The organism is Lysinibacillus macroides, assembly GCF_001281525.1.
GTDB lineage: Bacteria > Bacillota > Bacilli > Bacillales_A > Planococcaceae > Lysinibacillus > Lysinibacillus macroides.
In genome coordinates, this window is sequence record NZ_LGCI01000005.1 from 1,354,567 (window position 1) to 1,377,782 (window position 23,216).

Annotated in this window: 23 protein-coding genes and 2 pseudogenes; 15 read left to right on the forward strand and 10 right to left on the reverse strand. The window is 36.7% G+C overall.

Going from position 1 to position 23,216, the window contains the following annotated elements; all coding sequences use genetic code 11:
- Nucleotides 1–3 precede the first annotated feature (3 nt).
- Nucleotides 4–417: a DUF4183 domain-containing protein gene (locus tag ADM90_RS09485; RefSeq protein ID WP_235473399.1), complete on the reverse strand. Its 414-nt coding sequence runs from the start codon at nt 415–417 to the stop codon at nt 4–6.
- A gap of 201 nt (nt 418–618) precedes the next feature.
- On the opposite strand from ADM90_RS09485, the gene ADM90_RS09490 reads away from it, so the two are divergent.
- The 3 genes from ADM90_RS09490 (at nt 619) to ADM90_RS09500 (ending at nt 3,931) form a co-directional block, all read left to right on the forward strand.
- Entirely contained in the window at nt 619–867 is a 249-nt protein-coding gene (locus tag ADM90_RS09490) for a PhzF family phenazine biosynthesis protein (protein WP_161804065.1), read from the forward strand.
- 641 nt (nt 868–1,508) lie between these two features.
- On the forward strand, nt 1,509–1,667 hold the full coding sequence (comX, locus tag ADM90_RS09495) for a competence pheromone ComX (protein ID WP_053994726.1): 159 nt from the start codon (nt 1,509–1,511) through the stop codon (nt 1,665–1,667).
- Between the two features lie 62 nt (nt 1,668–1,729).
- Entirely contained in the window at nt 1,730–3,931 is a 2,202-nt protein-coding gene (locus tag ADM90_RS09500; protein ID WP_327037016.1) for an ATP-binding protein, read from the forward strand.
- A gap of 265 nt (nt 3,932–4,196) precedes the next feature.
- Here ADM90_RS09500 and ADM90_RS09505 read toward each other — a convergent pair whose 3' ends face one another.
- Together ADM90_RS09505 and ADM90_RS09510 are read right to left on the reverse strand one after the other, a co-directional pair.
- Entirely contained in the window at nt 4,197–4,613 is a 417-nt protein-coding gene (locus ADM90_RS09505; RefSeq protein WP_053994728.1) for a DUF3888 domain-containing protein, read from the reverse strand.
- 504 nt (nt 4,614–5,117) lie between these two features.
- Nucleotides 5,118–6,470 carry a transposase gene (locus tag ADM90_RS09510; RefSeq protein WP_053994487.1) on the reverse strand — a complete coding sequence of 451 codons (1,353 nt, stop codon included), beginning with the start codon at nt 6,468–6,470 and terminating at the stop codon, nt 5,118–5,120.
- A 1,276-nt stretch (nt 6,471–7,746) separates the two neighbouring features.
- On the opposite strand from ADM90_RS09510, the gene ADM90_RS09515 reads away from it, so the two are divergent.
- The gene (locus ADM90_RS09515; RefSeq protein ID WP_053994729.1) at nt 7,747–8,355 is read left to right on the forward strand and encodes a YpjP family protein; all 609 of its coding nucleotides are present in this window, start codon (nt 7,747–7,749) and stop codon (nt 8,353–8,355) included.
- Nucleotides 8,356–8,748: 393 nt separating this feature from the next.
- Nucleotides 8,749–9,123: a DUF6713 family protein gene (locus tag ADM90_RS09520; protein WP_053994730.1), complete on the forward strand. Its 375-nt coding sequence runs from the start codon at nt 8,749–8,751 to the stop codon at nt 9,121–9,123.
- Nucleotides 9,124–9,459: 336 nt separating this feature from the next.
- Here ADM90_RS09520 and ADM90_RS09525 read toward each other — a convergent pair whose 3' ends face one another.
- Entirely contained in the window at nt 9,460–9,858 is a 399-nt protein-coding gene (locus ADM90_RS09525; protein ID WP_053994731.1) for a hypothetical protein, read from the reverse strand.
- A 295-nt stretch (nt 9,859–10,153) separates the two neighbouring features.
- Between ADM90_RS09525 and ADM90_RS09530 the strand changes: the two genes are divergently transcribed.
- On the forward strand, nt 10,154–10,405 hold the full coding sequence (locus ADM90_RS09530) for a hypothetical protein (RefSeq protein WP_152927988.1): 252 nt from the start codon (nt 10,154–10,156) through the stop codon (nt 10,403–10,405).
- Between the two features lie 134 nt (nt 10,406–10,539).
- On the opposite strand, the gene ADM90_RS09535 is transcribed toward ADM90_RS09530, so the two are convergent.
- Complete coding sequence (locus tag ADM90_RS09535; protein ID WP_053994733.1) at nt 10,540–11,193, reverse strand: FusB/FusC family EF-G-binding protein; 654 nt, start codon at nt 11,191–11,193, stop codon at nt 10,540–10,542.
- 390 nt (nt 11,194–11,583) lie between these two features.
- Here ADM90_RS09535 and ADM90_RS09540 point away from each other — a divergent pair, with 390 nt between their 5' ends.
- From ADM90_RS09540 to thrS, 8 genes and pseudogenes are all read left to right on the forward strand, one after another.
- Nucleotides 11,584–11,982 carry a MarR family winged helix-turn-helix transcriptional regulator gene (locus ADM90_RS09540; RefSeq protein ID WP_053994734.1) on the forward strand — a complete coding sequence of 133 codons (399 nt, stop codon included), beginning with the start codon at nt 11,584–11,586 and terminating at the stop codon, nt 11,980–11,982.
- Nucleotides 11,982–12,329 carry a DUF3147 family protein gene (locus ADM90_RS09545; protein ID WP_053994735.1) on the forward strand — a complete coding sequence of 116 codons (348 nt, stop codon included), beginning with the start codon at nt 11,982–11,984 and terminating at the stop codon, nt 12,327–12,329. Before ADM90_RS09540 ends, ADM90_RS09545 begins: the two co-directional genes overlap by 1 nt.
- 65 nt (nt 12,330–12,394) lie before the next feature.
- A pseudogene (locus ADM90_RS23790) lies at nt 12,395–12,824 on the forward strand (GNAT family N-acetyltransferase).
- Nucleotides 12,825–12,866: 42 nt separating this feature from the next.
- Entirely contained in the window at nt 12,867–13,328 is a 462-nt protein-coding gene (locus tag ADM90_RS09550; RefSeq protein WP_053994736.1) for a hypothetical protein, read from the forward strand.
- A gap of 117 nt (nt 13,329–13,445) precedes the next feature.
- Nucleotides 13,446–13,994 (forward strand): hypothetical protein, encoded by a 549-nt coding sequence (locus ADM90_RS09555; protein WP_053994737.1) that lies wholly within the window; start codon nt 13,446–13,448, stop codon nt 13,992–13,994.
- 13 nt (nt 13,995–14,007) lie between these two features.
- The gene (locus ADM90_RS09560) at nt 14,008–14,364 is read left to right on the forward strand and encodes a hypothetical protein (protein WP_053994738.1); all 357 of its coding nucleotides are present in this window, start codon (nt 14,008–14,010) and stop codon (nt 14,362–14,364) included.
- A 47-nt stretch (nt 14,365–14,411) separates the two neighbouring features.
- Nucleotides 14,412–14,612: a hypothetical protein gene (locus tag ADM90_RS24625; RefSeq protein WP_053994739.1), complete on the forward strand. Its 201-nt coding sequence runs from the start codon at nt 14,412–14,414 to the stop codon at nt 14,610–14,612.
- 354 nt (nt 14,613–14,966) lie between these two features.
- The gene (gene thrS, locus ADM90_RS09570; protein WP_053994740.1) at nt 14,967–16,880 is read left to right on the forward strand and encodes a threonine--tRNA ligase; all 1,914 of its coding nucleotides are present in this window, start codon (nt 14,967–14,969) and stop codon (nt 16,878–16,880) included.
- A 115-nt stretch (nt 16,881–16,995) separates the two neighbouring features.
- Here thrS and ADM90_RS09575 read toward each other — a convergent pair whose 3' ends face one another.
- Entirely contained in the window at nt 16,996–17,157 is a 162-nt protein-coding gene (locus ADM90_RS09575; protein ID WP_053994741.1) for an aspartyl-phosphate phosphatase Spo0E family protein, read from the reverse strand.
- A gap of 987 nt (nt 17,158–18,144) precedes the next feature.
- Here ADM90_RS09575 and ADM90_RS09580 point away from each other — a divergent pair.
- Nucleotides 18,145–18,642 (forward strand): annotated as a pseudogene (locus ADM90_RS09580) (SMI1/KNR4 family protein); the annotation flags it as partial.
- Nucleotides 18,643–18,694: 52 nt separating this feature from the next.
- Here the strand turns inward: ADM90_RS09580 and ADM90_RS09585 are convergent.
- From ADM90_RS09585 to ADM90_RS09605, 4 genes are all read right to left on the reverse strand, one after another.
- Nucleotides 18,695–19,432, reverse strand: a complete 738-nt coding sequence (locus ADM90_RS09585) for a class I SAM-dependent DNA methyltransferase (RefSeq protein ID WP_053994742.1) — start codon at nt 19,430–19,432, stop codon at nt 18,695–18,697.
- A gap of 541 nt (nt 19,433–19,973) precedes the next feature.
- A complete protein-coding gene (locus tag ADM90_RS09595) occupies nt 19,974–20,174 on the reverse strand; it encodes a cold-shock protein (protein WP_004230248.1) in 201 nt (66 codons plus the stop codon).
- A 177-nt stretch (nt 20,175–20,351) separates the two neighbouring features.
- Entirely contained in the window at nt 20,352–20,978 is a 627-nt protein-coding gene (locus ADM90_RS09600) for a response regulator transcription factor (protein ID WP_053994744.1), read from the reverse strand.
- Nucleotides 20,953–23,196 (reverse strand): ATP-binding protein, encoded by a 2,244-nt coding sequence (locus tag ADM90_RS09605; RefSeq protein ID WP_235473405.1) that lies wholly within the window; start codon nt 23,194–23,196, stop codon nt 20,953–20,955. The genes ADM90_RS09600 and ADM90_RS09605 overlap by 26 nt, the downstream gene beginning before the upstream one ends.
- Nucleotides 23,197–23,216: the final 20 nt, after the last annotated feature.

Here is a 23,216-nt window from a genome sequence, read left to right on the forward strand (position 1 = left end):
TGTTTATTGGAAGCCCAATGATTCTATAATAATCGGCGTTCCAGCAAAAATAGTGGCGTTAAATGGATTAAGGTTTAAGGAATCTGGAGTTACGTTATAGGCGCCACCCTCCTGCATAACGGCATTGATATAAAGATTGACGTAGCCATTAGGACGAAAAAGCGTAAATTCGGTTATGGGAGCGCCATTATCATCGGTAAATAAATGAGCCGGAAGGGTTGCTCCGTTTGTTAAATTAATTGCCTCTGTAACAATATAGAAATATCGATTGATGATAGGAATAATCGTTCCAGCAGGAGGAACGACGAGGGGAGGTTGAATAGCACCTATGTCAATAGCCCTTATACGAGACCAAACAACCCGATTATTTTCACAGCAACTGTCACAAGGCAACTTTTGGAGGTCCATTTTTTTCATTATTTTTCTCACCTCTCTTTCCAATATGTTTTTGACCCCGAAAGTCATAGGCATTTGTTACAGAGAAAGATGTTTAAAAAATAGATCTTGCTTTCATTACTATTTTATGAATTAAGATGGAAAGGTGATTGGCAATATGTCTATTAAACAAAGAGTATTTATATTCGGAAAAAAATCATTCATTATATGCAGAATATCCAATTGTTTATGGAAGTACAGGCATTTGGGACCTTAATTATCCCCATTAAAGAGTTATCAAGCTTTTCGAAAATGACACCAAACCCTGAAGAATTTTCGAAGGTTTTAGTAGAGAGGCCAACAGCATCTGTACATCCTATTTCTTTTGAAGTGCGCGACCATGAGAATGATCTGCATGGTCGTCATTTTTCATCTCCTTATTCAGAAACTATTGAAGATGCCAGCCTCTGGCGTGATGGAGGCATATTATAAAAAGTATGGAAAGATATGCGTTTGCCTACAACACTTATTGTTAAGCAAGGACACGAAATTAATAAAGATGGACAGGTATATGTAAAAGAAGAAAAGAGCCATTAGACATCTCTATTTCACGTACGGCTGTTTGTGTAAAGAATATTGAAATAGAATAGTCCTAAATATGAGTACATTCTTTAAAGAGTCTTTCTACAACTTGATGTAGGTAGGCTCTAATTTTTTACGGTGAAAATTAAGTGATTTTATTATCTCGATACACAATAGGAAATACAGATTATCCGACAATAAGATTAATATAATAGAATAATCTTAAAAAACATTCTACTAACACAAGAGATATTTTAGAAGTGAAAAGGAATTTAATGATATTCTTGATTTAGAGAAGAGGGTCTTGGGCAATTAATTAACAGAAAACCTACTCTGAAAGAAATAAAGATCGCAGCTGTTCAAGACTATTTATCTGTAGAAATATGATGGATTTTAAATTTTTTGGAAATTTTCAGAAAATAATGTTGAATTATTGGGAATAGATAGTATAATAAATATATAGTTTCAAATATGGTTAATAATCCCTTTGTTATAGAGATTTAGTAGCTAATAGTTGAAACTATAAAAAAACTAGGGAATGAGGAGATTTTATGATTAACATGATTCAATATTTAGAGCAAAATCCAGCATTAGTAACATTGTTAAAAGAAAAAAAAGCTTCTCTAATTGGTATGACAGCACTAGAGCAAAAAGCGATTTTGGATTCGTTTGATGAAAACGTATGTTCTCAAGATTTAATTTGGTTCTAAAGATCAATACAAAAAACGTTCTTTGGGTAGCTATAAGTTTTTATTTGATTATAGGGATATATTTGCTAAGTATAACTTATAGCTCGCCTTCTATAAATCTTAAAGTCCAAGAAAGAAATGGGCAATGGATTATAAAGGAACTATATTTTAAAGAATGGGCAGATCATCATCAAATAGCATTCGGAGACACAGTTTTAGAGGTCAATGATATCCAAATAGAAAATATTCCCAACCTAGAATATGAATCTATAATTAGAGAAGCAAATGAATTATTAATAAGAAAACAAGATGGACAAATATTAGAGGTAAAAATAGATCATTTAGATATTCCTCAGCAGTTTTATTATGTACTAGTAATTCCTGCTTGTTATTTTCTACTTAATTTATTTATCGTTTTATATTTGAACTATAGACAGAAAGATTCAAATTTAATTACATTACTTATTCTGTTTATTCTCCCTGTTTCTTTGGCATATGTGAGCGGTGGTGCTTCAGGTAAGCTATACCCTGTTGGTACCATTGTGAATCGAACGAGCATGTTATTATGTTTAGTAATATTAATACATTTTTTAAAAGAATATTTTCGATTTTTAAATTTAAAATGGATATTTTTAGAAAATTTGAAAATATTATATTTATTTCCTATGCTTGCTTTATTACTTAGTGTTATAAGCATAATTATTCCACATACAAATTATTATCATTCTTTTATTGTACTCGGTATTTTTTTCCTACTTTTAGTAGTAATATTAGGCATTATGATAGTAGGTTATTTAAAATATAAGATACCCCAATTAAAAATTTTATTGGACAGTGTCATTATTCCATTTTTACCGTTTCTTTTCATGTATGTATTACCCATGATTTTGTTTAATAGATATTTTCTTTCTCCTGAAGTTTGCTCTTTATTCCTAATGTTAATTCCTTTTAGCTTTATTTTCACACAGCTTACTGAACGGATCTTTGATATGGAGTATTATATTTCGAGGCTGCGTTATTATTTTAATTTTTCTTTTATCTTTACGCTTTGGCTTTTACTAGGGCTCTATTTTTTAACGGGCCTATCGTTGGCCCGCCTCACAGAGATTTTCCTTTTTACCTTTCTTTCGTTAATGGCACTGTTTTATATAAAGGAGCGGCTGGATTATCATAAGCGCAAGATTCTATTCTCTACCAAAGATGACTATATTCATCATCTGCATACTACTATCGATAGTATTGGTAGAGTGGTGAAAATTGAAGATTTGTTGGCACGATTTGCTCAGGAAGTGGCGCTACAGCTTGAGGTAGAACATGTTTCTGTGCTTACCTACGATTTTCACACTCATCAGGTTATCTTGAACAATCCATCCAAGGAATATATGGAGCACATTGATGAGGCATTGCTGGAACGATTAAGCTTAGGGGATATTCAAAAAACAGATTATTTTTACCTAGCCTTTATTCATCAGGATGCTCGCTTTAAACGAATTCTTGTCATCGACCATCGTCAAGCCATTTACCTGAAAGATGAGGAATTGCTCTGGCTTGAATTATTACTGTTATACTTAAATAATTTTATTGAAAATACCAAAATGATCGAGGAGCTTTTACAGCAGCTCAAGCATAAGAAAGCATCTGGTAATCAAGAATTATCATGGCTCAATAAATTACTATGGCTACGTTTTGAGGAAGAAAAATATCAATTGGCCCAAGAACTGCATGATACGATTTTACAGGAACAGCTTCATATCGCTAGAGAAATGGATGCGCTAGTACATTGGAAGGACGTAGAAATGATCCCGTCACAGCTTGAAAAGGTGCATGAACAGATGGTGATTTCCTTAAATGATTTAAGGGGATATTGTGAAAGCTTAAAGCCCCCCTTACTGGACACACTAGGCTTAAATGCAGCACTTAAAAAGCTAATTCAAAAAATTCATAAGCGTGTTGATTTTCTGTTAATCTATACGATAGATCGCCTATATTTAGAGGATGAACGTTTAAATTTAATGATTTATCGCCTGTTCCAGGAGCTATTAAACAATGCACTCAAACATGCCTATGCTAATACAGTTGAAGTGCATTTACTTAGCACGGAGGAAGGCTTTGAAATTCTTTATACAGATGATGGTATAGGCTGTAATATGGATGATATTAGACATGCTGACTCGATGGGCATTCGTGGTATGCAGGAGCGCGTTCAGTCGTTTAACGGGAAATTCATGCTAGATACGAAGGTTGGAGAAGGGATGACCATTCGCATACAAGTAAATGAGGTATAAAAAAGACTTATTTACAAATTGTAGTGTTGAATGTTCAAAATTAGTTGTTATAGGTCCCTTATGGTATAATTCATTACTGAGTCCATAAAAGGGCGACCAATTCTTAAGCAGTAGTGTAATTAGACGCTACTGCTTTAATTTTTCCAATGTCCCTTTCTGTGCAAAATTCAAAGCTCTCTCCCTTGCATTCAAAACCTCTGTAGAAATAATAAGTTATTTCGTACTCGTGTAGATTTGAAATAAAGTCATACCGTTTTCAATATAATTACTCAGATGGATATTTATAAGTCTTTAGGTGAGTGTGATTTATCAATTTAACCTCAGGTCCATAAGATATTTCATAGGTCATTTTATCCTTCCCTATGGAGTTATACTGAATGCCTGTAGGTTCAATTTCAAATGTAATTTGCAATATAAAGCCACGAAAATCATTTACTCTTCTCGTTTCGATAACTTCAATTTTCCAAGGAGTCACCTGGGGCGGAAAATCCTTGAAAATCTTCGGATAATAATAGCTACTCAAATCTTTTTCAATATAGGGAGTAAGCATAAGCATGAGCATATCCTGCATTCTAAGTTCGTTAGAGTCTTGAGTGGGTTCATTTATCCCAAACCCTGTCTTTGGAAGGAAAAATAAAACAAGAATCAGTAATATTATTAAAGAATATAATCCCTTTTTCACATATAATACATCTCTTTAAATTTTTTATATTATTAACAAATTCTTTAAAATTATGTAGTTAATAAATATAAAATTTATGAAAGGTAGGTGGGTACTTTCATCCAAATTGAACATTATTATAAATTTCCTCTAGGCTAAATGAATTTGCTATAAACAAATATTTCCTATAAAATGGAAAATTTCTTCTTTATTAATACTCACGAAATTAAAAATTCCGAATTTTAAATTTTTTTATATAAATAATGTTGTATACTATTATGAAGTTATAAACACTAAATCAAATTAACATAAAACATAGTATTAAATTACTTGTCTGCATTTATATTCTTATTTTCGTATTAATTAAATTATAAATTCAACTTCACTATCATAAAACTTTAAAAAATAGGAGAACTAAATTGAATAATAAAAAACTGTTTTTTATACGCTAATTGAATCAATTTCATAAATCGATTTTTTCAAGAGCTTAGACTGCTCCTGTGTCTGATTTTTGTTTTTTAAAATTTAAGCTGCGTTGTTTTGTAGCTGTAAACGTACATTCATCCGATCGACTGCTAATTTGCAGGCATTATAAATAAACGTCACAAGGTTGAAGTGCAGTTTAGCTTTTCTACCGGTTTTGTGACGGACGTTGTTTAACTGAAAAAATTGCTTTAAATAAGCATTTACTCGTTCGACAGCTGTGCGTTCCTTGTAAAGTTTCTTCCATAGCTCGGAGCCACGTGCTGGAAACGTGTATTTGCGGATATCGGTTTCACACTTGATTTTAAACACCTTTTGACAGAGCGAGTCATCACGTAATGGACAGGTTGCGCAATCTTTTGGACGTGTGAACTTAAGCGTTTGATACTTTTCATCAAAGCTGTCGTAACAGTAGCTATGTTCACGCACACAGGTTGGACGGAAATGTTCATCAAAACCGATCATTTCGCCCTCACGTCTTTTCACATATGGAATCACAGCTTTCATCTCTTGTATTGAAATCTGGCGGTAAATTGCTTCATAGTCATAACCTGCATCGAAAATAGCCGTTGTGAAATGGTTAGGCATGATATGGTTCATCTTTTTTAGTAACGGAATCGCCGCTTTACTATCACTCAGATTGCCGGAAGACATTAGACGCGCCACGATATATTGGCTTTTTGTCGAAACAGCTAAATGCCCTTTAAAGCCGTACCAGAATGTGTTTTTACCATCGCTGTTTTTCTTGATGCCCCACTTTGGTTCAATGGGGATGTCTTGCCATAGAGTCGTCAATGGAATGGTTAATTGTGCTTCCAACTTCTTTTCAAAAGTCGTTTGATTCGCTTCAAGTTCTGCTTGTTCAGCGAGCCAGGCAGCACGTTCTTCTTTTGATTTACGACCACGTTTTTTCGGTTGTGTTTCTTTTTTCTCTGCTGGTTTTGCGGCATCTCTCGCTTCAAAATGTGTTGCATCAAAACTAAGGTGTTCCTCTTCAAGAAAACCTTCTGTAAAGGCAGCTTGAATAAGTTCATCGTGCATGCGATCTAAGACATCTGATTGACTAATCACGTCGACCATACGTGAATACGAGGCTTCAGATGGCACCGTGTCCGAAACTAAAAAGCCACAATCTAAGCGAAAGACGAAATCATGCGTTAATCGATTGACCAAATCTTTAACGGTAGGGATACGCTCGACAATGCGGATCATCAATGATTGAATCATCGCACCGTAGTTTAATTCTCGTGGAGCACCACGCATCGTCTTCTTTCGAAATAGTTGAAAGATTGGCTGCACATCGAAAGTGGCTAAAATAGCATCAAAACGACGAGAACTTTCCATTTTCAATAATTCACGGATGTCAAATAGGCTCATTTGTTTTACAATAGTCATGAGGCATCATTCCTTTTCGGTGGGTTGTTTAGTCGCTACCATTATACCGAATTTGGGGAGGTGCCTCATTTTTATTTAATTTTAGCCCTTGATATTAAAGGGATTAGAATTATGAAATTAACTCAATTATATTAACAATAGTTTTTAGCATTTTTTTATAGGATTTAAAAATAAAGATTATGATCAATTAGAAGAATTCAAAACAACTAATGAAGAACTAACTCTCAAAGAGGCTATAGCTCTAGGGTTAAGTACTATAAAAATGGAATGAAAATGCTGCATTTTATAAGCTTACTAGTAGTGATGAGAATGGTGGCGGGACAAGCGGAGAAACTGGGAAAAGGTATAATTGGAATTGGAATTTATTCTTTACAGTTCCAGGTTCCGAAAGACAACTACTCGTAGGAATATCAAAAGAAATCATAGATACAGAGCAAGAAATAATTGGTCAAAGGAGACAAGACCAATCGAATTAAAAGATATTATATTTAATAGTCCTAAGCTATTGAAGATTGTAATAGATAGGTATGAGCTTCACCAAGGAGAAGAGTGGGCTAGAGGATATCATTTTACCCTTGACAAACACCGATAATGAACCTACTGTAATAGGCTTCGACAAAAGATAAAGTATTTACGAAGGTGAATATTGATCCTAAAAAAGGTGAAATAACTAATGCCTCCAATAAAATACCTATAGGGAGAAAACCAAGGGGATATTCAACAGAACAACCTTTTATTAAATTAAACCATGATAACAGAGAATCTTGGTCACCTTTAAATATATCCCAGAATGTAGTAAAGGCATGGTTTAATTCAGAAAGTAAATATAGTAATTTCATATGCCTTAAGAAATTTTAAATCGATAGCTTACAGGGGCTGCCAAGCAATTTTTTAGCCTTAGTTAGCCCCAACTTAGTCTCAAAACCAGCCTCAATTAGCCCCAACCGTGTGTATTATTTTGCTCTAAAATACATTGTAAAGAAAAATGGAAAAACCCCAGTTACCTTGATATGAAAGGTTTTCTGGGGCTTAATCGGGTGCATAATGCAAAATAATAAAATTAGTCCGTGAAGCATAGAGATGATAAGTAACCTAACATTAATAAAAGACCAATACCCATTGCGATACTCATACTTTGTACCTCCTTTAAAAAACGACACATTCTTCATAAATATTGTACAATGAATTGTAGAAATATGAAACCTTTTAATGGCGATAACGTATATAATAATAAGGAGAATTACCAATTTGTACATAAAAGAGTAGGTGTGAATAAATGAAAACGTGGGTGAAAAAAAGTATTGTCATCATGGTGGCGTTTTTAACATTTGGTTTAATTACGCCGACACATGAAATTTGGGATGCATTTGATCAAGGCTCCTCTAACCGCGCCTCGATTGACTCTACACCAGGGATAGGCACGGCTGTTGCAGCAGAAACAGAGAATAACTGGGATGAGCAGACTCAAGTACAGGAAGAAGCGGTTGATTATAGTGCTACGCTGATTGATGCCGCAAAAGAGCAATCATACATAAAGTTTGGCACAAAAATTGGTCCAAAAATTAGCAATGAATTTGACAGCATTATCTTCCCAAAAATCGAGGAAGCGATTGCAATGACAGTGGCTAGCTTGGACGAGCAATCACTAGCCTCCTTAACGATCTCTGAAAAGCCAAGCGGTCATTATGGCGAAAAAATTTTTAATGTGATCAATAATGCAACAGGCACAGATGTCATTCGCTTCCATGTGCGTACAGAAAAAAGACCTTTAGAAGGCTACTATTATAATTTCCACTACCATAGTGCCGAGGACGATTTTATGGCACACCACAATCTAGGCGATATTTACTGGAACAAAAACACACCACCGAAGTGGTTGTCATAAAAGATCGAAAACACTCGTTGACAATACGAGTGTTTTTTTGTCCGAAAATGCTGATATAATAGGGTTTTTAGCAGTTTACGAAAAAATGGTTTTTGTGAAGGGAATCAAGCAAAAAGAGTGGGGAAAACCTGTACCCAAAAATGTACCCGTTTTTTATCTGTTTTCACTTTCTTCAAATGAATTTAGCTTAAGCAATTGATCGTGTAATTCGAAGGTAGGGTGGCGCAGTAAGGTTTTCCTCACCTAATTGCTATAAAAGGGTAATTAGCGAAAAGTAAGTGAACTTCACTCACTTTCATTGTGACTTTATATCGACATATTTTGGCAGGTTTACTTGATATTTTAAAAATAACTTTATAGTAACATTGGATATAAAGATGTAGGAGGTTTTATATGCCTGATTTATTACTTGTACTTTTTTTATTTAATCTTTCTTTATTTCTTTTGCACGAAATGGACGCAATAAGGCGCTCTGAGTGGCGATTGTTTATTATACTTAAAGATATGGAAGATGCAAAGGCTTATAAAGTTTTCACATTTATTCACCTCTTTCTTTACGTATTCATACTTTCCTTACTTTTTAGCCAATATCAAACGATAACTTTCTGGGTCCTTGATTTATTCTTTATCATTCATGCAATCCTGCATTTGCTTTTTGAACGACATCCTCGTAACGGGTTTAAAAATACGTTTTCAAGATCCATTATTTATCCAATGGGCATCCTTGCTGTTATACATATATTATTTTTAACAAATAGTTCGATTTAAGTCACATCTATTATGATGTGGCTTTTTATTATGAAAATAGCCTCTAATAACATTTCCTTTTTCTTGTCTCAAATCACATATCAAACCATTGGGCTCATGTTCTGTTTCAACGTGTAGTGTTGCTGCTCTTTGTTTATTAGCCATCATTGCAATACATCTATAATTAATAGTATGGCGCTGATTCTTTAGTGAATGCACTGAGGTAGTGGAAGCCGTTAATAACCGCAATGGTATTAAAAAAATATTATACTTTCGTCTTTTGGTATGTCTAAATGAAATATACGACAAAATTCACTAACTAACTACTCTATGGAATTTAAAAAGCTCGCCTTATGCTCAGGTATCAAAGCTGCCTACTATCATAAAATCAACAATGACTCCACTGACAGGATTTTCTGAACCTAAAACACTAATGCCTAATACTGTTACACCACTAATATTTGTAACGTTAGCAGAGACGTATTTTGCAGGAATGTTCTTCTCTCTCATTTGCACTCTCGGTCTTGAATTTATTAATGGATTTGTCGAAAAGACGCTGGCTACTGCATAGTCAATTGTTGATAACAGTGTATTGCCAGTAGCTAATGCATTATCTGTAAAATAAAACGTAGCTATGCCATTTGCGTCTGATGTAGCTTGTCCATAAATAATGCGCTTTGCTTTTTTAGGATGGGGCTCTCCTGCTTTAAACACATGAAATAATGTTGGTGCTAGTGTAATAAATTCAATGCTCATCGCTATTCCCCTTTTTTCTATTTTGGTATCCAATAAATTATAAAAATATATGATTCGTTAATATTTTATGAACAATCTACTTTTTTATGACCTTGTTGAATCTTTTAAATAAAACTTCCCTGAGCAATTGCTCCTAACCCGAGGTAATGCTCTTTCTTAGCGTGTTGGTGCTGGACTTTCCGATTGTGTTAGTAAGTATGAATGATTATAATTTTTTGTTTTTAAAGTAGACTGGAATGCTTGTCCCCATTATCCTAACACTGGTGTCCTTTTATATTGTAGTATGACGGCTAGAATGCTAAGAAGATATGAGGTACTAACGCTAACCTTGCTAGTAGCTATGAGTTTATTATTCACTCAGGCTATAACAGATTTTTCAATTGATGCTATAGACGTGCCAATAGGAAAAGGAATGTTAATCATTGCACATCGCCATGCCACACTAGGAGAGACTAGACATTTTTATCGCAAAATGAGTGTTTCAGACGGTATTAAAAAGGTAAATCCATTATCACCCGTGAAAGAAATGTTGTTCCTGACGATTTAGACGTATTAGGTGTTTAAGCTGCTGAATGGAATGAAGGGGAGGGGTTTTCAGTCAAGCTATGTAGAAACAATCGTGGATTTTCATTAGCAAGCAAAAGGCAGAAACGTTACTTCCATTTCTGCCTTTTCTATTTATTATTTTTGGGTAATTCGCTCGAAAAATGCTAGGGTTTTATCCATATCTGTGACATGCTCATTGCATGTTTGGCTATCTGCACAAATGTAATTGCTGTGGTTGGTATAAGTTCCTACAGCTTGCCCTTTAACGGAAGTGGTAAAGAGTCCCACATCTGAATGGCGATGACAAACAGCACAAATACCACGAATTATATTGTGGGAGAATGTGCCTTTAATGGCTTTACACTGCCCATCCTGCTCAAGCACCACGTATTTTCGATGTGTGCCAGGGTCATCCCAGGCTAAATAGCAAATTCGAGAAAAATCGAGTTCCTCCAGCTTTGGTAGTTTTAGCTTTTTCTCTTTTTTAAATAAGCTTTTTAGTGTGCTGACTGTCAGAGGCTTGAACGGAATAACATAGGGCTTAATCTTCGTTAAAAATGCCTCGCCTTGTGTGCGATCTGTTATTGTAAAGAGCTGTTCAATAAGCTTTGTTTCTTCTGTGGATAGGGCTAATTTAGTTGTAATTTCATGATCCACAAGACCGCGTACAGCTAGAATTACATTTTTATCCTTTGTCGTTGTCAGGGCATGTAGAATTTTATTTAATTGCTGCTCGAGTAAATGATAGTTAGCCACCGTTAAAAATGGCTGAATTGTTTGTTTGTCCATTTGAAATCTCTCCTGTAGTATAGGCTTTTCATGCATATGGCCTAAAGAGATCATTCAATCACTATTAGTTGTGTAACTTACACAAGACCTCTTTGACCGAAAGAGGGAGTTCTAGTGTAAGCATTTCTAAAAAATGCGTTCAAATTGATTCCTCCTTAAAAGAAAACTACTATTATCATAGCACTTTTTGACAACCTGAGAAAGACCTTATGCTGTTTGAGGGGAGATAGCTATGAGCAAACTGTTCCATCTTCAATTGCGATTATGTTGAAATTAGTGGATAAGGTACTCCAAAATGATCTAAAAAATATAAATGTATGAAGGGGGCTTTTAATATATCGTTATATGCGATATAATCGTGTATAACGATATATTAAAGGAGTCCAAGAGATGATTAAAGCTATAAATGACTATTTTACAACAATCTACTATCATCTACATTCAACACATGAAGATGTGATTTCCCACCAAAGCGTACGTATTTTACAAATGATTCAAAAGGAAGAGGAGGTAACAGTGCGCGATATTGCGGAGTTCCTCTATATTTCGCATAATACAGCATCTGAGCATGTTAAAAAGCTAGAGCGACATGGCTGGGTGCAGAAGGAGCGTGCTGCTGAGGACCAGCGCAAGGTACTTCTTCATTTAACACAAGAGGGGCTAGAGGTGCTAAAGAAGAATGCAGAATTGGATGATGCGAAGCTACAGGATGCATTGAATCGCTTAACAGAGCAGGAGCAACAGGCCATCCTACAGGCATTTCGACGTTTAAGTGAGGTGGCAAAGTAATGTATACATTTGTTAAAATTTTAAGCTCCGCAGCGATTATTGGTATTGTGACAGAGATAGCGCGTAGATTTCCAACCTATGGGGGCATTATTGCAGCCTTGCCCTTGGTAAGTATTTTAAGTATTATTTGGCTAACGGTGCAAAGTGAACCGAGCGAGCATATTCAGCGTTTTACAGTAGGGGTTATGGTGGGCTTACCAGCAACGATGTGTATGCTGTTTGTTATTTATGTCGCCATGAAATCCTCGCTGCATCTTGTTTTCGCCATTGGTTTAGGGATACTTTCTTGGGCAGTATTTTTAGGTATCCAAAAGGCCATTGCAAATGTTTTCCATCTTTCTATGTAAGGAGCTTAGCTATGACACTACTGCCAATTCAACAATTATCCCAGCAAGAGGTGCTTTAGTTTTTTATGACACAGTGGGGAAGTACAGAAATGGTGATAGCCAGTGGCATTTATGACTGCAGCCACTAGAGGGCTCTGCCTGTATTAATCACAACAGACGATAATAGGGCTCGTTACGTATACCATAAACGAAACTAGCTGTGAAATCATTTCACTCGATAGTATAGAGGAGGGCAAGGGCATCGGTTCTGCCCTTGTACAGGCTGTCGAGCAGCAGGTAGATCAACAGGGCTGTACAAGTATAGCGCTGATTACAACCAATGATAATTTACAGGCTTTAAAATTTTATCAAAAGCGTGGGTATTATCTCGTAGAAGTTTTGCAAAATGCGGTTGAACAGGCAAGAGCGTATAAGCCCTCCATTCCATTGATTGGCTATGATGGTATCCCCATACATGATGAAATACGTTTACAAAAACAGCTTGACTTGCCATAAGTCAGGTTGTTTTTTTGTTATACTGGAACAGAGGAGGTTCGCATGAAAAAAATACTATTTGCCTTATTATTAAGTGTGCTCGTAGTCGGAGCTATATTTATTGTTTATTTAAAAAGTAATCCACCGCTTGTTATGCAAAGCTATATGAAAATGCAGGACAATACAGCCGTCACATTGATTACGCTGGATAATCAAGGCTTGCGTGAGATTAAGCTAAAACAGTTGCTTGTTAATGATAAGCTTCCTGAGCATGTGGGGCTTGTGATTAGTAAGTCTGAGCCTTTTGAGGTAGACACTAAGCTAGAGGAAAGTAGCGAGATGTCCTTGCATAAATTAACACAGGTGGCGATGCTACCGCGACAATACATAGACCCACAAGCTATTGGCAAGCCGCAGCATTATGCGCTCCAAGTTACAGCACCTGATATAAAGAAAATCACCATTCAATATGAATATTTAAAATTACCATTTACATTAACAGCTGAGCTACAGTCGGAGCAATAAGTAGAAGAAAAATGTCTCTCCTACATCCTAATCAGTGAATTTAGGCCGTTTATGGAACCAAATAGGGGAAATAACGTATAACAAGAGAAAAGGCTTATAGGATGGAGGAGAATAGACATGAACGAATATTTAGCAACGAACAAGCTACATGCAATTGATGAGCAAATTTGTGTACATTTACAGCAACGTAAAGAGCTAGTCAGTCATAAACCACGCTTTCCTTCCGATGAAACCATCAGGGAATGGACGCAACAATATGGTTTTGAGGAAACATTTTTAGCCAGGATTTTTAGCTGGCTAAGATCAGAAAAATATTATCAACCACATGTAGAACCAACAGACTTTCACCGCTATTTCCCTGTTTTACAGTCAGTGGACATAAATAAAAGGCTTTATACCGTTTCCGTTATTCGCCAATATCACCATGCGAGTGTTGGGCAGTTATTGGTCGATGGGGATGCCCTGCAAGAGCCTGTGCAGGATATTCGCGAAAAATTAAAGCGTCACCATTTTGGATCATTTATCAGTGACCATTATGAATGTCATACATTTATTGTGACACCACCATTGCCAGATCATATAGAAGGGCTTGACTTTATTTTTACTGAATATAAAGATGTCTTTGAAGAACCATCAACAGGCTTCGAAGTAACCATTCAAGGATAGGAGGGAATATCCAATGAAAAAATGGATTTTTCCAATACTGATGTTGATGTTGCTAGCAGCCTGTCAAAGCCCTAAGCAAGAGGTGCATTATATTGCCAAAAGTGAGCATTGGAAAGCGGTGTATCATAGCAATGCCAAGGAGGGCTTACGCTTATTTTATCTGGGCGATGACGATGATTTGGGGCCTTTACAAATTACGCTGGAAGGGACAAAGGAATCTCTAACGTTGGATGATGCACAGTTAAACAAAGATGGGTATTATTCTTTCACGAAAAAAGAAAGTGAGAAAATATTTAAACGAGATACGAAGCCAGAGATTCATATGCACTGGCAATCCAAGAATGAGACTTTAGAAGTAAAAAATCATTAGGAGATCGTAAAAATAGGCGAATTGAGTAGCGTGGGGATAGAGTGGTCATGAATGGTTTAGAAATCAGTGGAACGATTCAAAAAACAAAAAATGCTCGATTTATCAAAGTTCTATCATCGATGATGACAGGTTTGATAGTTATTTTTGTGCGATGTGGAATGAATGGCAAGAGGCGGCATGTGATGACCCGCATTGTCACTACTGTGTACAACGCCATTGGTAAATTTTTTTCTTTTTTTAGTGTTTGACAAAGAATTCACTATTCGTTATAGTAATTAACAATTTCATACAAAATGAAATGGGCAATGATAAGGACAAGAGATGCGATTAACCATTTTTAGAGAGGGAGGCCTTGGCTGCAAGCTTCCTAATGTCGTGATCCCATCTTACTACCTTGGAGCCGTGCTTGGAAACTTGCACCGTTTTTTTGCGACGTTACAGCAAAATCAATGAGCCACTAGCTTATAAACTAGTGGGAATTTGGGTGGAACCACGGGTAATCAACACATGCTCGTCCCTTCTTAGGGGCGGATATGTGTTTTTTTTATCTACACAATTATGCCAAGGTGTAATTGATTTTATTACTAAAAGGAGTAGAGAACATGTCAAATCAATGTATTCACATTCAATTTCCAGATGGTCAACAACAAGCATTTACAAAAGGTGTGACACTAACCGATATTGCACAAGCAATTCGTCCAGAGCTTCGCAAAAAGGCAGTCGCAGGGTGTGTTAACGGAACCATCATTGATTTGACGCGCCCGATTATGGAAGATGCACAAATTACATTGTACGATGCAAGCTCAAAGGAAGGCATCGAAGTCATTCGCCATTCTACGGCCCATTTATTAGCTCAGGCGTTTAAACGACTTTATCCACATGCACAATTTGGGGTAGGACCAGTTATTGAAAATGGCTTTTATTATGATATAGATATTGCTGATACACTGACACCGAGTGATTTGCAGCAAATTGAAAAGAAAATGAAACAAATTGTACAGGAAAATATTCCGATTCATAGACGTGAGGTTTCACGTGAAGCAGCGAAGCAATTATTCGCCCATGATGCATTAAAGCTAGAGCTGTTAGAGGCCATACCTGCTAATGAGCTAGTTACGATATATGAGCAGGGGGAGTTTTACGATTTATGTCGTGGTCCACATGTCCCGTCAACAGGCAAGTTACAGCATTTTAAATTAATGCATGTGTCGGGCGCTTACTGGCGAGGTGATAGCAATAATCAAATGCTTCAACGTATTTATGGCGTTGCCTTTGCGACAAAGGAAGAACTTCACAATCATTTTGTCTTTTTGGAGGAAGCAGAAAAGCGGAATCATCGCAAGCTGGGAAAAGAGCTGTCGTTATTTATGTTTTCAGAGGAAGCACCTGGCATGCCCTTCTATTTAGCAAACGGTCAAATTTTGCGTAATGAACTGGAATCTTATTTGCGCCATTTACAAGCAAAATATGACTATAGGGAAGTACGAACACCATTGATGATGAACCAACGCTTATGGGAGCAGTCAGGTCACTGGGATCATTATAAGGACAATATGTATTTCACACAGGTGGATGACCAAAGCTTTGCCTTAAAGCCGATGAACTGTCCTGGGCATATGCTGATTTTCAAAAATGTGTTACATTCCTATCGGGATTTACCAATACGTATGGCAGAATTTGGGCAAGTACACCGACACGAATTTAGTGGCGCCTTGAATGGTCTATTACGTGTACGAACTTTTTGTCAGGATGATGCTCATATTTTTGCAACACCAAAGCAAATTGAGGATGAAATTGCGCTGGCCTTAAAGATTATAGATGAAGTGTACAGCGTCTTTGGATTTGCGTATACGATTGAATTATCGACACGACCAGATGATTATATGGGTGATTTGGCACTGTGGGATCAAGCAGAAGCAGCACTTGAAAATGTCCTAAACAATTTAGGTATTGCCTATACAATTAATGCAGGGGACGGAGCTTTCTATGGACCGAAAATTGACATCCATATTAAAGATGCAATTCAGCGCAGTCATCAATGTGCAACGGTTCAGCTTGATTTCCAGCTACCAGAGAAATTTGATTTAACGTATATTAATGAGCACAATGAAAGGGTGAGACCTGTTGTCATCCATCGTGCAGTGTTTGGCTCAATTGATCGCTTCTTGGGTATTTTAATCGAGCATTTTGGCGGAGCATTCCCAACTTGGCTAGCACCACAGCAAGTGCAAGTTATTGGGGTAGCAGAGGCACATCAAGGCTATGCCAAGCAAGTAGTAGAAGCCTTACAGCAGGCACAAATCCGTGTGCAATTAGATGGCCGCCCCGAGAAGCTAGGGAAGAAAATTCGAGAGGCACAGTTACAGAAAATACCATATATTATTGTGATTGGTGATCGAGAGGTTGCTAATCAAAGTGTAAGTGTACGTAAACATGGGCAGCAGGCCTCTATTGAAAAATCACTGATGCAATTGCTAGAGGGCATAACAGCAGAAGTGCAGCAAAAAAGTCTATAAAAGAAAGCTTGCTTTGAATCATAAATATTCAAGGCAAGCTTGTCATTTTATAAAAAATAGGGCTCCTAAAATGGGTGTATTGTGCACATATAGTAGAAGCGCTAACATCAGTCGATTAGGAAGTCTTTAAATATTTATTTAGTAGAATGTCCAACTCTTGACTGTAATCTACCACAATAGGGTGTGTAAAACCAAGATCCTTTGCTTTTTTATACATAATTCTTCGTTTGATCTCGATTTCTGCCTTCAAGAATTGTTTAAGCAATAAGTTTACCACAATATTTTCCTCCTATTTTGATCCATACTCATAAAATAAATCCCTTTGACCTCGATTCAACCTTTTCATTGTATATCAAGAAGTATGAAAAAAATGTCATATTGTGTATCACGGGTGAAATTCGTCATATAGTCATAGATAAGGTTATGGTCCCGTAAGATAAAAAAGGAAGAAGATAAATAATACCGCAGTCTACAGGCATCTTTTAATTATTTTAATTATGTAGAATAATCAAAAAAATTGTATCCTTTTAACTAATAGGAACATTTTTGGTAGGGTTGAATTTGCGAATTCTGTTAGTATTTTGTCATATTTTATCAAATTAGCATTGATGCTGTTTAGAAATAGAGGGTGTTATCCACTTAAGAGCAATAGTAGTAATTTTAAGATAATTAATAAATGTTGCTTTTAAGTTTTCTATCAATCTACTACACGTAAGAGTAGAAGATAAGGAGTCTAGTATCGCCTAGAAAGGTGCATAAGAGGAGCTATTAGCGAGCCACTTCAGGTATATGTCGTTAACGGTAGATAGCGATAAGACATAGCAATTAGTACTGTGCCCATTCCCACCATAAACCGAATAATCGTCCATTCTGGAATGTACCGAAATGGAAGATCTCTTAACGTAAAAACCTTGCTTGTATAAAGCCACATTTTTCATCATTGGTAAGCAGCAAAGCTATTGTTTGACTTTCGATACTAATAAAGGCTTCTAGGCTAACGGGAGTCATTGACTGGAATGTTATCGTTTGACCAGTTGAAAATTTTTTGAGATATTTCTCCCTTGTACTTCTCGCAACGCCTTTATTAATAAATGTTTTTATCATAACAAAAGTGTGCGATAGAGAGGAGAGCTATGTTAAAATATGCCATAGTATAATAAAGAGAGAGGGTAGAGGAATGCAGACAGTCTATTTTCAAAACTTATTAGCCTATTTACCTGAGCAGGAATAACTCCAATTACAGCAGGCAAGGGGTGCAACAGATAAACAAATTCAAGCTTTGCTGAAAATTTTCCCAAACTGTCCCCAAGCCTTACTAGAGCTTTTACAGGATATCAATGGGACCTATTATTGTCAGCATGGCAAAGAAACAATCAGCGTTCTTGTACTAGGCTCTGATGTAGGGGATTATCCATACTATTTGAAGTCTGTGGAGCAAATAGTGGCGGATTATCATGAGAAACGTGAAACTATTTTTGAAAGGTATAAAGAATTTTTAGAGCATGTGGAGATAGATGAAAAGATTAATAGACATGTGCCCTTGAATGAACGATTATGCTTTGCAGATTGCATGAATAATGGTGGAACGTCAAGCCTATATATTGATTTTTCGCCAAATGAAGCGGGACAGGTTGGCCAGGTGGTGCGTTATGTGCATGATCCTGATAGCTTTGCGGTGATCGCTTCTTCCTTTGAGGAATACTTACAGCAACTTATGGAAGGGGACTATGAATTTACGGCAATTTATGAGGAGGAGTTTTAAGCTCATATAATAGATAGCAAGCCTCACCACAAACGTAGGGTGAGGCTTTCGTTTATTTTTTTACTTTGATAAATAGAAAGGACGGTCTGCGTAGCTCTTTTTCAATGGAAGGGAGCTGTTGAATGGCTTCTTGGCTTGGAATCGGTTCTACGATTTTATCAATTGTTAACCCATAAGCAATCAATGTATTGACCATCGTTGCAAGAGTGCGATGATATTTGAGAACACCATCCACTAACCATGTCTGCTGACGCAAGCCCTCTTCTTGATAATGATCAATAGCATAGTAAAGACGGCTGCCCTCTTCGTCATAGGCCCAGTTATCCTCGTTTGTCCTACGTGCTGTAGTAATGGGGTACTCTACAGAGAAAATAAAGACGCCACCTGGACAAAGCATTCGAGCGATTTGACCAATAACCTTATCGAAATTCTGTACATAATGAAGGGAAAGCGAGCTTGTAATACAATCAAAGCTATGAGGAGGCGCTTGATAATCCTCAATAGCTTGTAGATAATAGTCAATTTGCGGATGGGCCTGTTCAAGCTTAGCGATGGCTAACATATTACTCGAAATATCTAATGCCGTGACATGCTTAGTGCGCTGCTCGATACAATACTTAGCAAATTCGCCCATGCCACAGCCGATATCAAGGAGAGATAAATCTGTTAATGGTGGCAATAAAGATTTCAGGGTGGGCTGTTCAAGTAGTCGATTATAATTAAAGGCCTTTTGGCGCAAAGCCTTATATTCTTGAAAAAATAGTGGGTGATCATAAATATTTTGTGTCATCGTTAACCTCCAGCTTTATGGAACATAACGTTATGTTATTTGTGCGCATCTTCATTGTCCCATGGTAGCATAAAAAGAAATACACTTTTATTAAAATTTTAGTAGGATGTAGATAGAAGTATGTCAAATTTTGCCTAATAGTGAAGTAAAGGGGATTAATCCAGTGAAAGCTTCGCTCAATAAGAGGATGAAAGTGATCAATCCAGTGAAAGCTTCGCTCAATAAGAGGATGAAAGTGATCAATCCAGTGAAAGCTTCGCTCAATAAGAGGATGAAAGTGATCAATCTAGTGAAAGCTTCGCTCAATAATAGGATAAAAGTGATCAATCTAGTGAAAGCTTCGCTCAATAATAGGGTAAAAGTGATCAATTCAAAGAATGCAACGTCCATATAGCATTATAAAAATGATCAACTCAGCAAAAACGCCGCTCCATTCGCAACCACAGGGGATCAATTCAATCAAACCAATTAACCGCCATTCAAAAAAGACATTCTACAGTGAGAATGTCTTTTAATGTTGCACGTCTATGTTAGGTGAAGATTATAGTTTCACTACATTCGTTGCTTGAGGTCCACGGCTACCTTCTTCTACGCCGAATTCTACCTTTTGTCCCTCTTCTAATGTTTTGAAGCCATCTGATTGGATTGCTGAGAAATGTACGAATACGTCATTGCCGCCTTCCACTGCGATGAAGCCAAAACCTTTTTCTGCGTTAAACCATTTTACTGTTCCTTGTGTCATGTAAACACCCTCCCAAAAAAATTCAACAATCAATTACTTCAATAGCAAGTTGAACCTATGTTTCTTCATCGTAGCGCTTGAAGGAATATAATCATTACCTTCATTATAATACAGATTTGAGCAGATATCCAGTAAATTCCGCTTTTAGTAAGAAAAATATATATTCCTACATGCTGACTAGTCGATCCAGGCCTTTTCCTTAGCGACGATGACAGCCTCTGCACGTGATTCTACATTCAGCTTAACAAAAAGCTTCGATAAATAATTTTCTACGGTGCGCTGTGTCACACCTATGGCGGAGGCAATGGCTTTATTTGTACAGCCTTGGGCAACAAGCTGTAAAATTTCCTGTTCTTTATCACTGAGTAAGATTTCCTGCTGAACATTTGGTAAATTGGTGCGTTGCTGAATAAAGTCTAAAAAATCAGCGGCCAGTAAAATTTCACCACGAAACGCTGCCTGAATTGTTTGAATCACTTGCTCCTTCGTTGCCAGCTTCGATAATAAACCATCAATTTTTTTCTCAATTAAAAGCTCATAATAATCGGATAGCTCATAGCCTGTATAAAGAATAATTAATGCCTCTGGCTGCTTTTTCTTAATGATTTCGGATAGCTGGATACCATTGATTGGCTTCATATTAATGTCAATAAGAAATAGCTGAAAGGTTTCTGATTCCATTCTTGTTAGCACCGCAGCGCTATCCTGCTCCGTTTCGATGTGGACATTGGTTAAATCCTGTAACAAGGTTTTCGTACCATCTAAAACGACAGGATGATCATCTATAATCAATATATTCATCATATGAATCTCCGTCCTCCTGTATTTGAATAAAAATATGCATCCCTTCATTGCGACTTGACTGAATTGTAATCGTACCATTAAAAGCACGGACACGCTCTCGAATACCGTTAATGCCCATCGAAGCGGAGGACTGCATTAATTGCTCAATATCACAGCCAACACCATTATCATCATATTGCAACGTAAAGCCATGGGGAATGGCTTGTAATTGCAGCGAAACCTCTGTTGCTTCAGCATGCTTAATGGCGTTATTGAAAAGCTCCTGCACAAGACGATAGACAACTAAATGAAGCGTAGCATCCTGAAAGTGTATGCGTTCTATATGTGTAGTTAATAAAAAATCAGCACGTATTTTTATCTTTTGGATTAATTTTTTTAAGGCCATTTGTAAACCAAATGTGTCCAAAAGAGGTGGGCTTAAGTTTTCACAATACTCGCGTAAGTCCTTCGAGGCATTTAAGAGCTGCTCTCGAATATCGAGAACGCGTTCTTTTCTAATGACTGCAGACTCTGCAAGCACATCCAGCTCCCTTGCCAAATGAAGCTGCTCCTGCAAAATAGTATCATGTAATTCCTGCGCTAAAATACTTTTTTCCTTCTCAATAATATTCCATAATAGCTTATCGAGCCAAGGCAGTGCTGTATCACTAGTATTTTTCATATGCTGAATTTCACGTACTAAATCCTCAATTAACTGTAAATTATTAATAAACATCGACACATACAGCGCTAGCAATTCTAACCATAGCAGCTCTTCCTTTTGCAGGGCATGTCTAATTTCAAGTATGATTTTTTCATCACCCGCATCATGCAATAACAACTGTGTATAGTTGTCTTGCTGCTTGATGGTGGTGTTTTCCTCTGTAACAGTTTGAATATAAAAGGCGGTTGTGCCAAGTTTTTCAGTAATTTCGTAGGTAAAGCGCTCTAACAGCTCCTGCTGTGTTTTCGCTTTCCCCATACGCTGCACCGCGGCATATAAATTATGTACATAATTGCCAGTAGAGGAGAAAATAATTTTCCGATATTTAAAATCGATACGCTCCTTGATATAAAAGCTCGCCAGTATCACCATAAAAACAAGCAAAAAGATACTTGTGAGATGGACGATGGATAGCTGCCCCATAAATAAGAGCGCAATACCTGCTGTTAGCAACAACGCGCTAAAAAATGCTAATGTCGAATAGTAACGTAAACGTGATAATTGGTATTCAATATCAAATAGCCGTTCATTCACCTGAATAAATAAGAAGGAGAAAGGAATGAACAATAAAAATAATGCTGCCACCTCTGCATGGAGTAAGGGGTTATGCCCTAAAATTTCAGGTGTTACAAAGAATAATAGAAATGGTAAAAAAGGAACAATAAAGGCAATAGCAATTAAACGCAGCTTCGCCAATTTCGTGCGTAAATAGCTTGTCACTAAAATATAAATTGCATAGAGCACAAGTAGGGCAAATAAGCTTAAGTTTAATGGCGGCGTTAGTGCTCGCATTGTGGGTATAAATCCTTCTATTATGTAACAGCAAGGAATAATAAGCGGTAGCAGATAGAGCCACTTGCTATGCATATACGACCATTGAATATGTTGATAATGGAAAAAATGCTGTAAAAAGTGGATAAAGAGCACCATGCATAAAACAATGCAAACTCCAATCACAATTCCCCCAATAAAATTGCCTCGTGCTGAAGCCCCTGTACTAATATAGGCTAGGGAGCATGTTAATAAAAATAAGGTTAATAAAAACATCGGTACATTATTTTTATTGCGATAGCCTAAATACAGAGCGACGACAAAAGCTAATAGAAAATAAAAGATGGGGAATAAAATTTGCAAATATAATTCTTCCGGAATGTCTCTATGCTTCACAGTAATGGCATGAACTGTGTGATCACGCTTCTGAATCGTTAGTGTATTGGCACTTCGAATCACAGCATCAAGTTGTACGGAACGATTCTCTAAGGCTGGCTTTCCATCAATTGTAACAACAATATCGCCCTTTTCAATATTTTTTTGCTGTGCCCATTGCGGATAGTAGGGATCGACAATCACTGGCTGACCATTTGTTATATCAAGAGTAATACTAATAAAGGGTGTTTGAATGGCAATCCCTAATACATAGATGCCAAGCACTAAATAAAGTAAAAAAATACTATATGTCCATGTTTTCATTGCCAAATCTCTATTATGTCTATCATCATAATGCCTCCAATTCATTGCCTTACTTCCTTTTATTA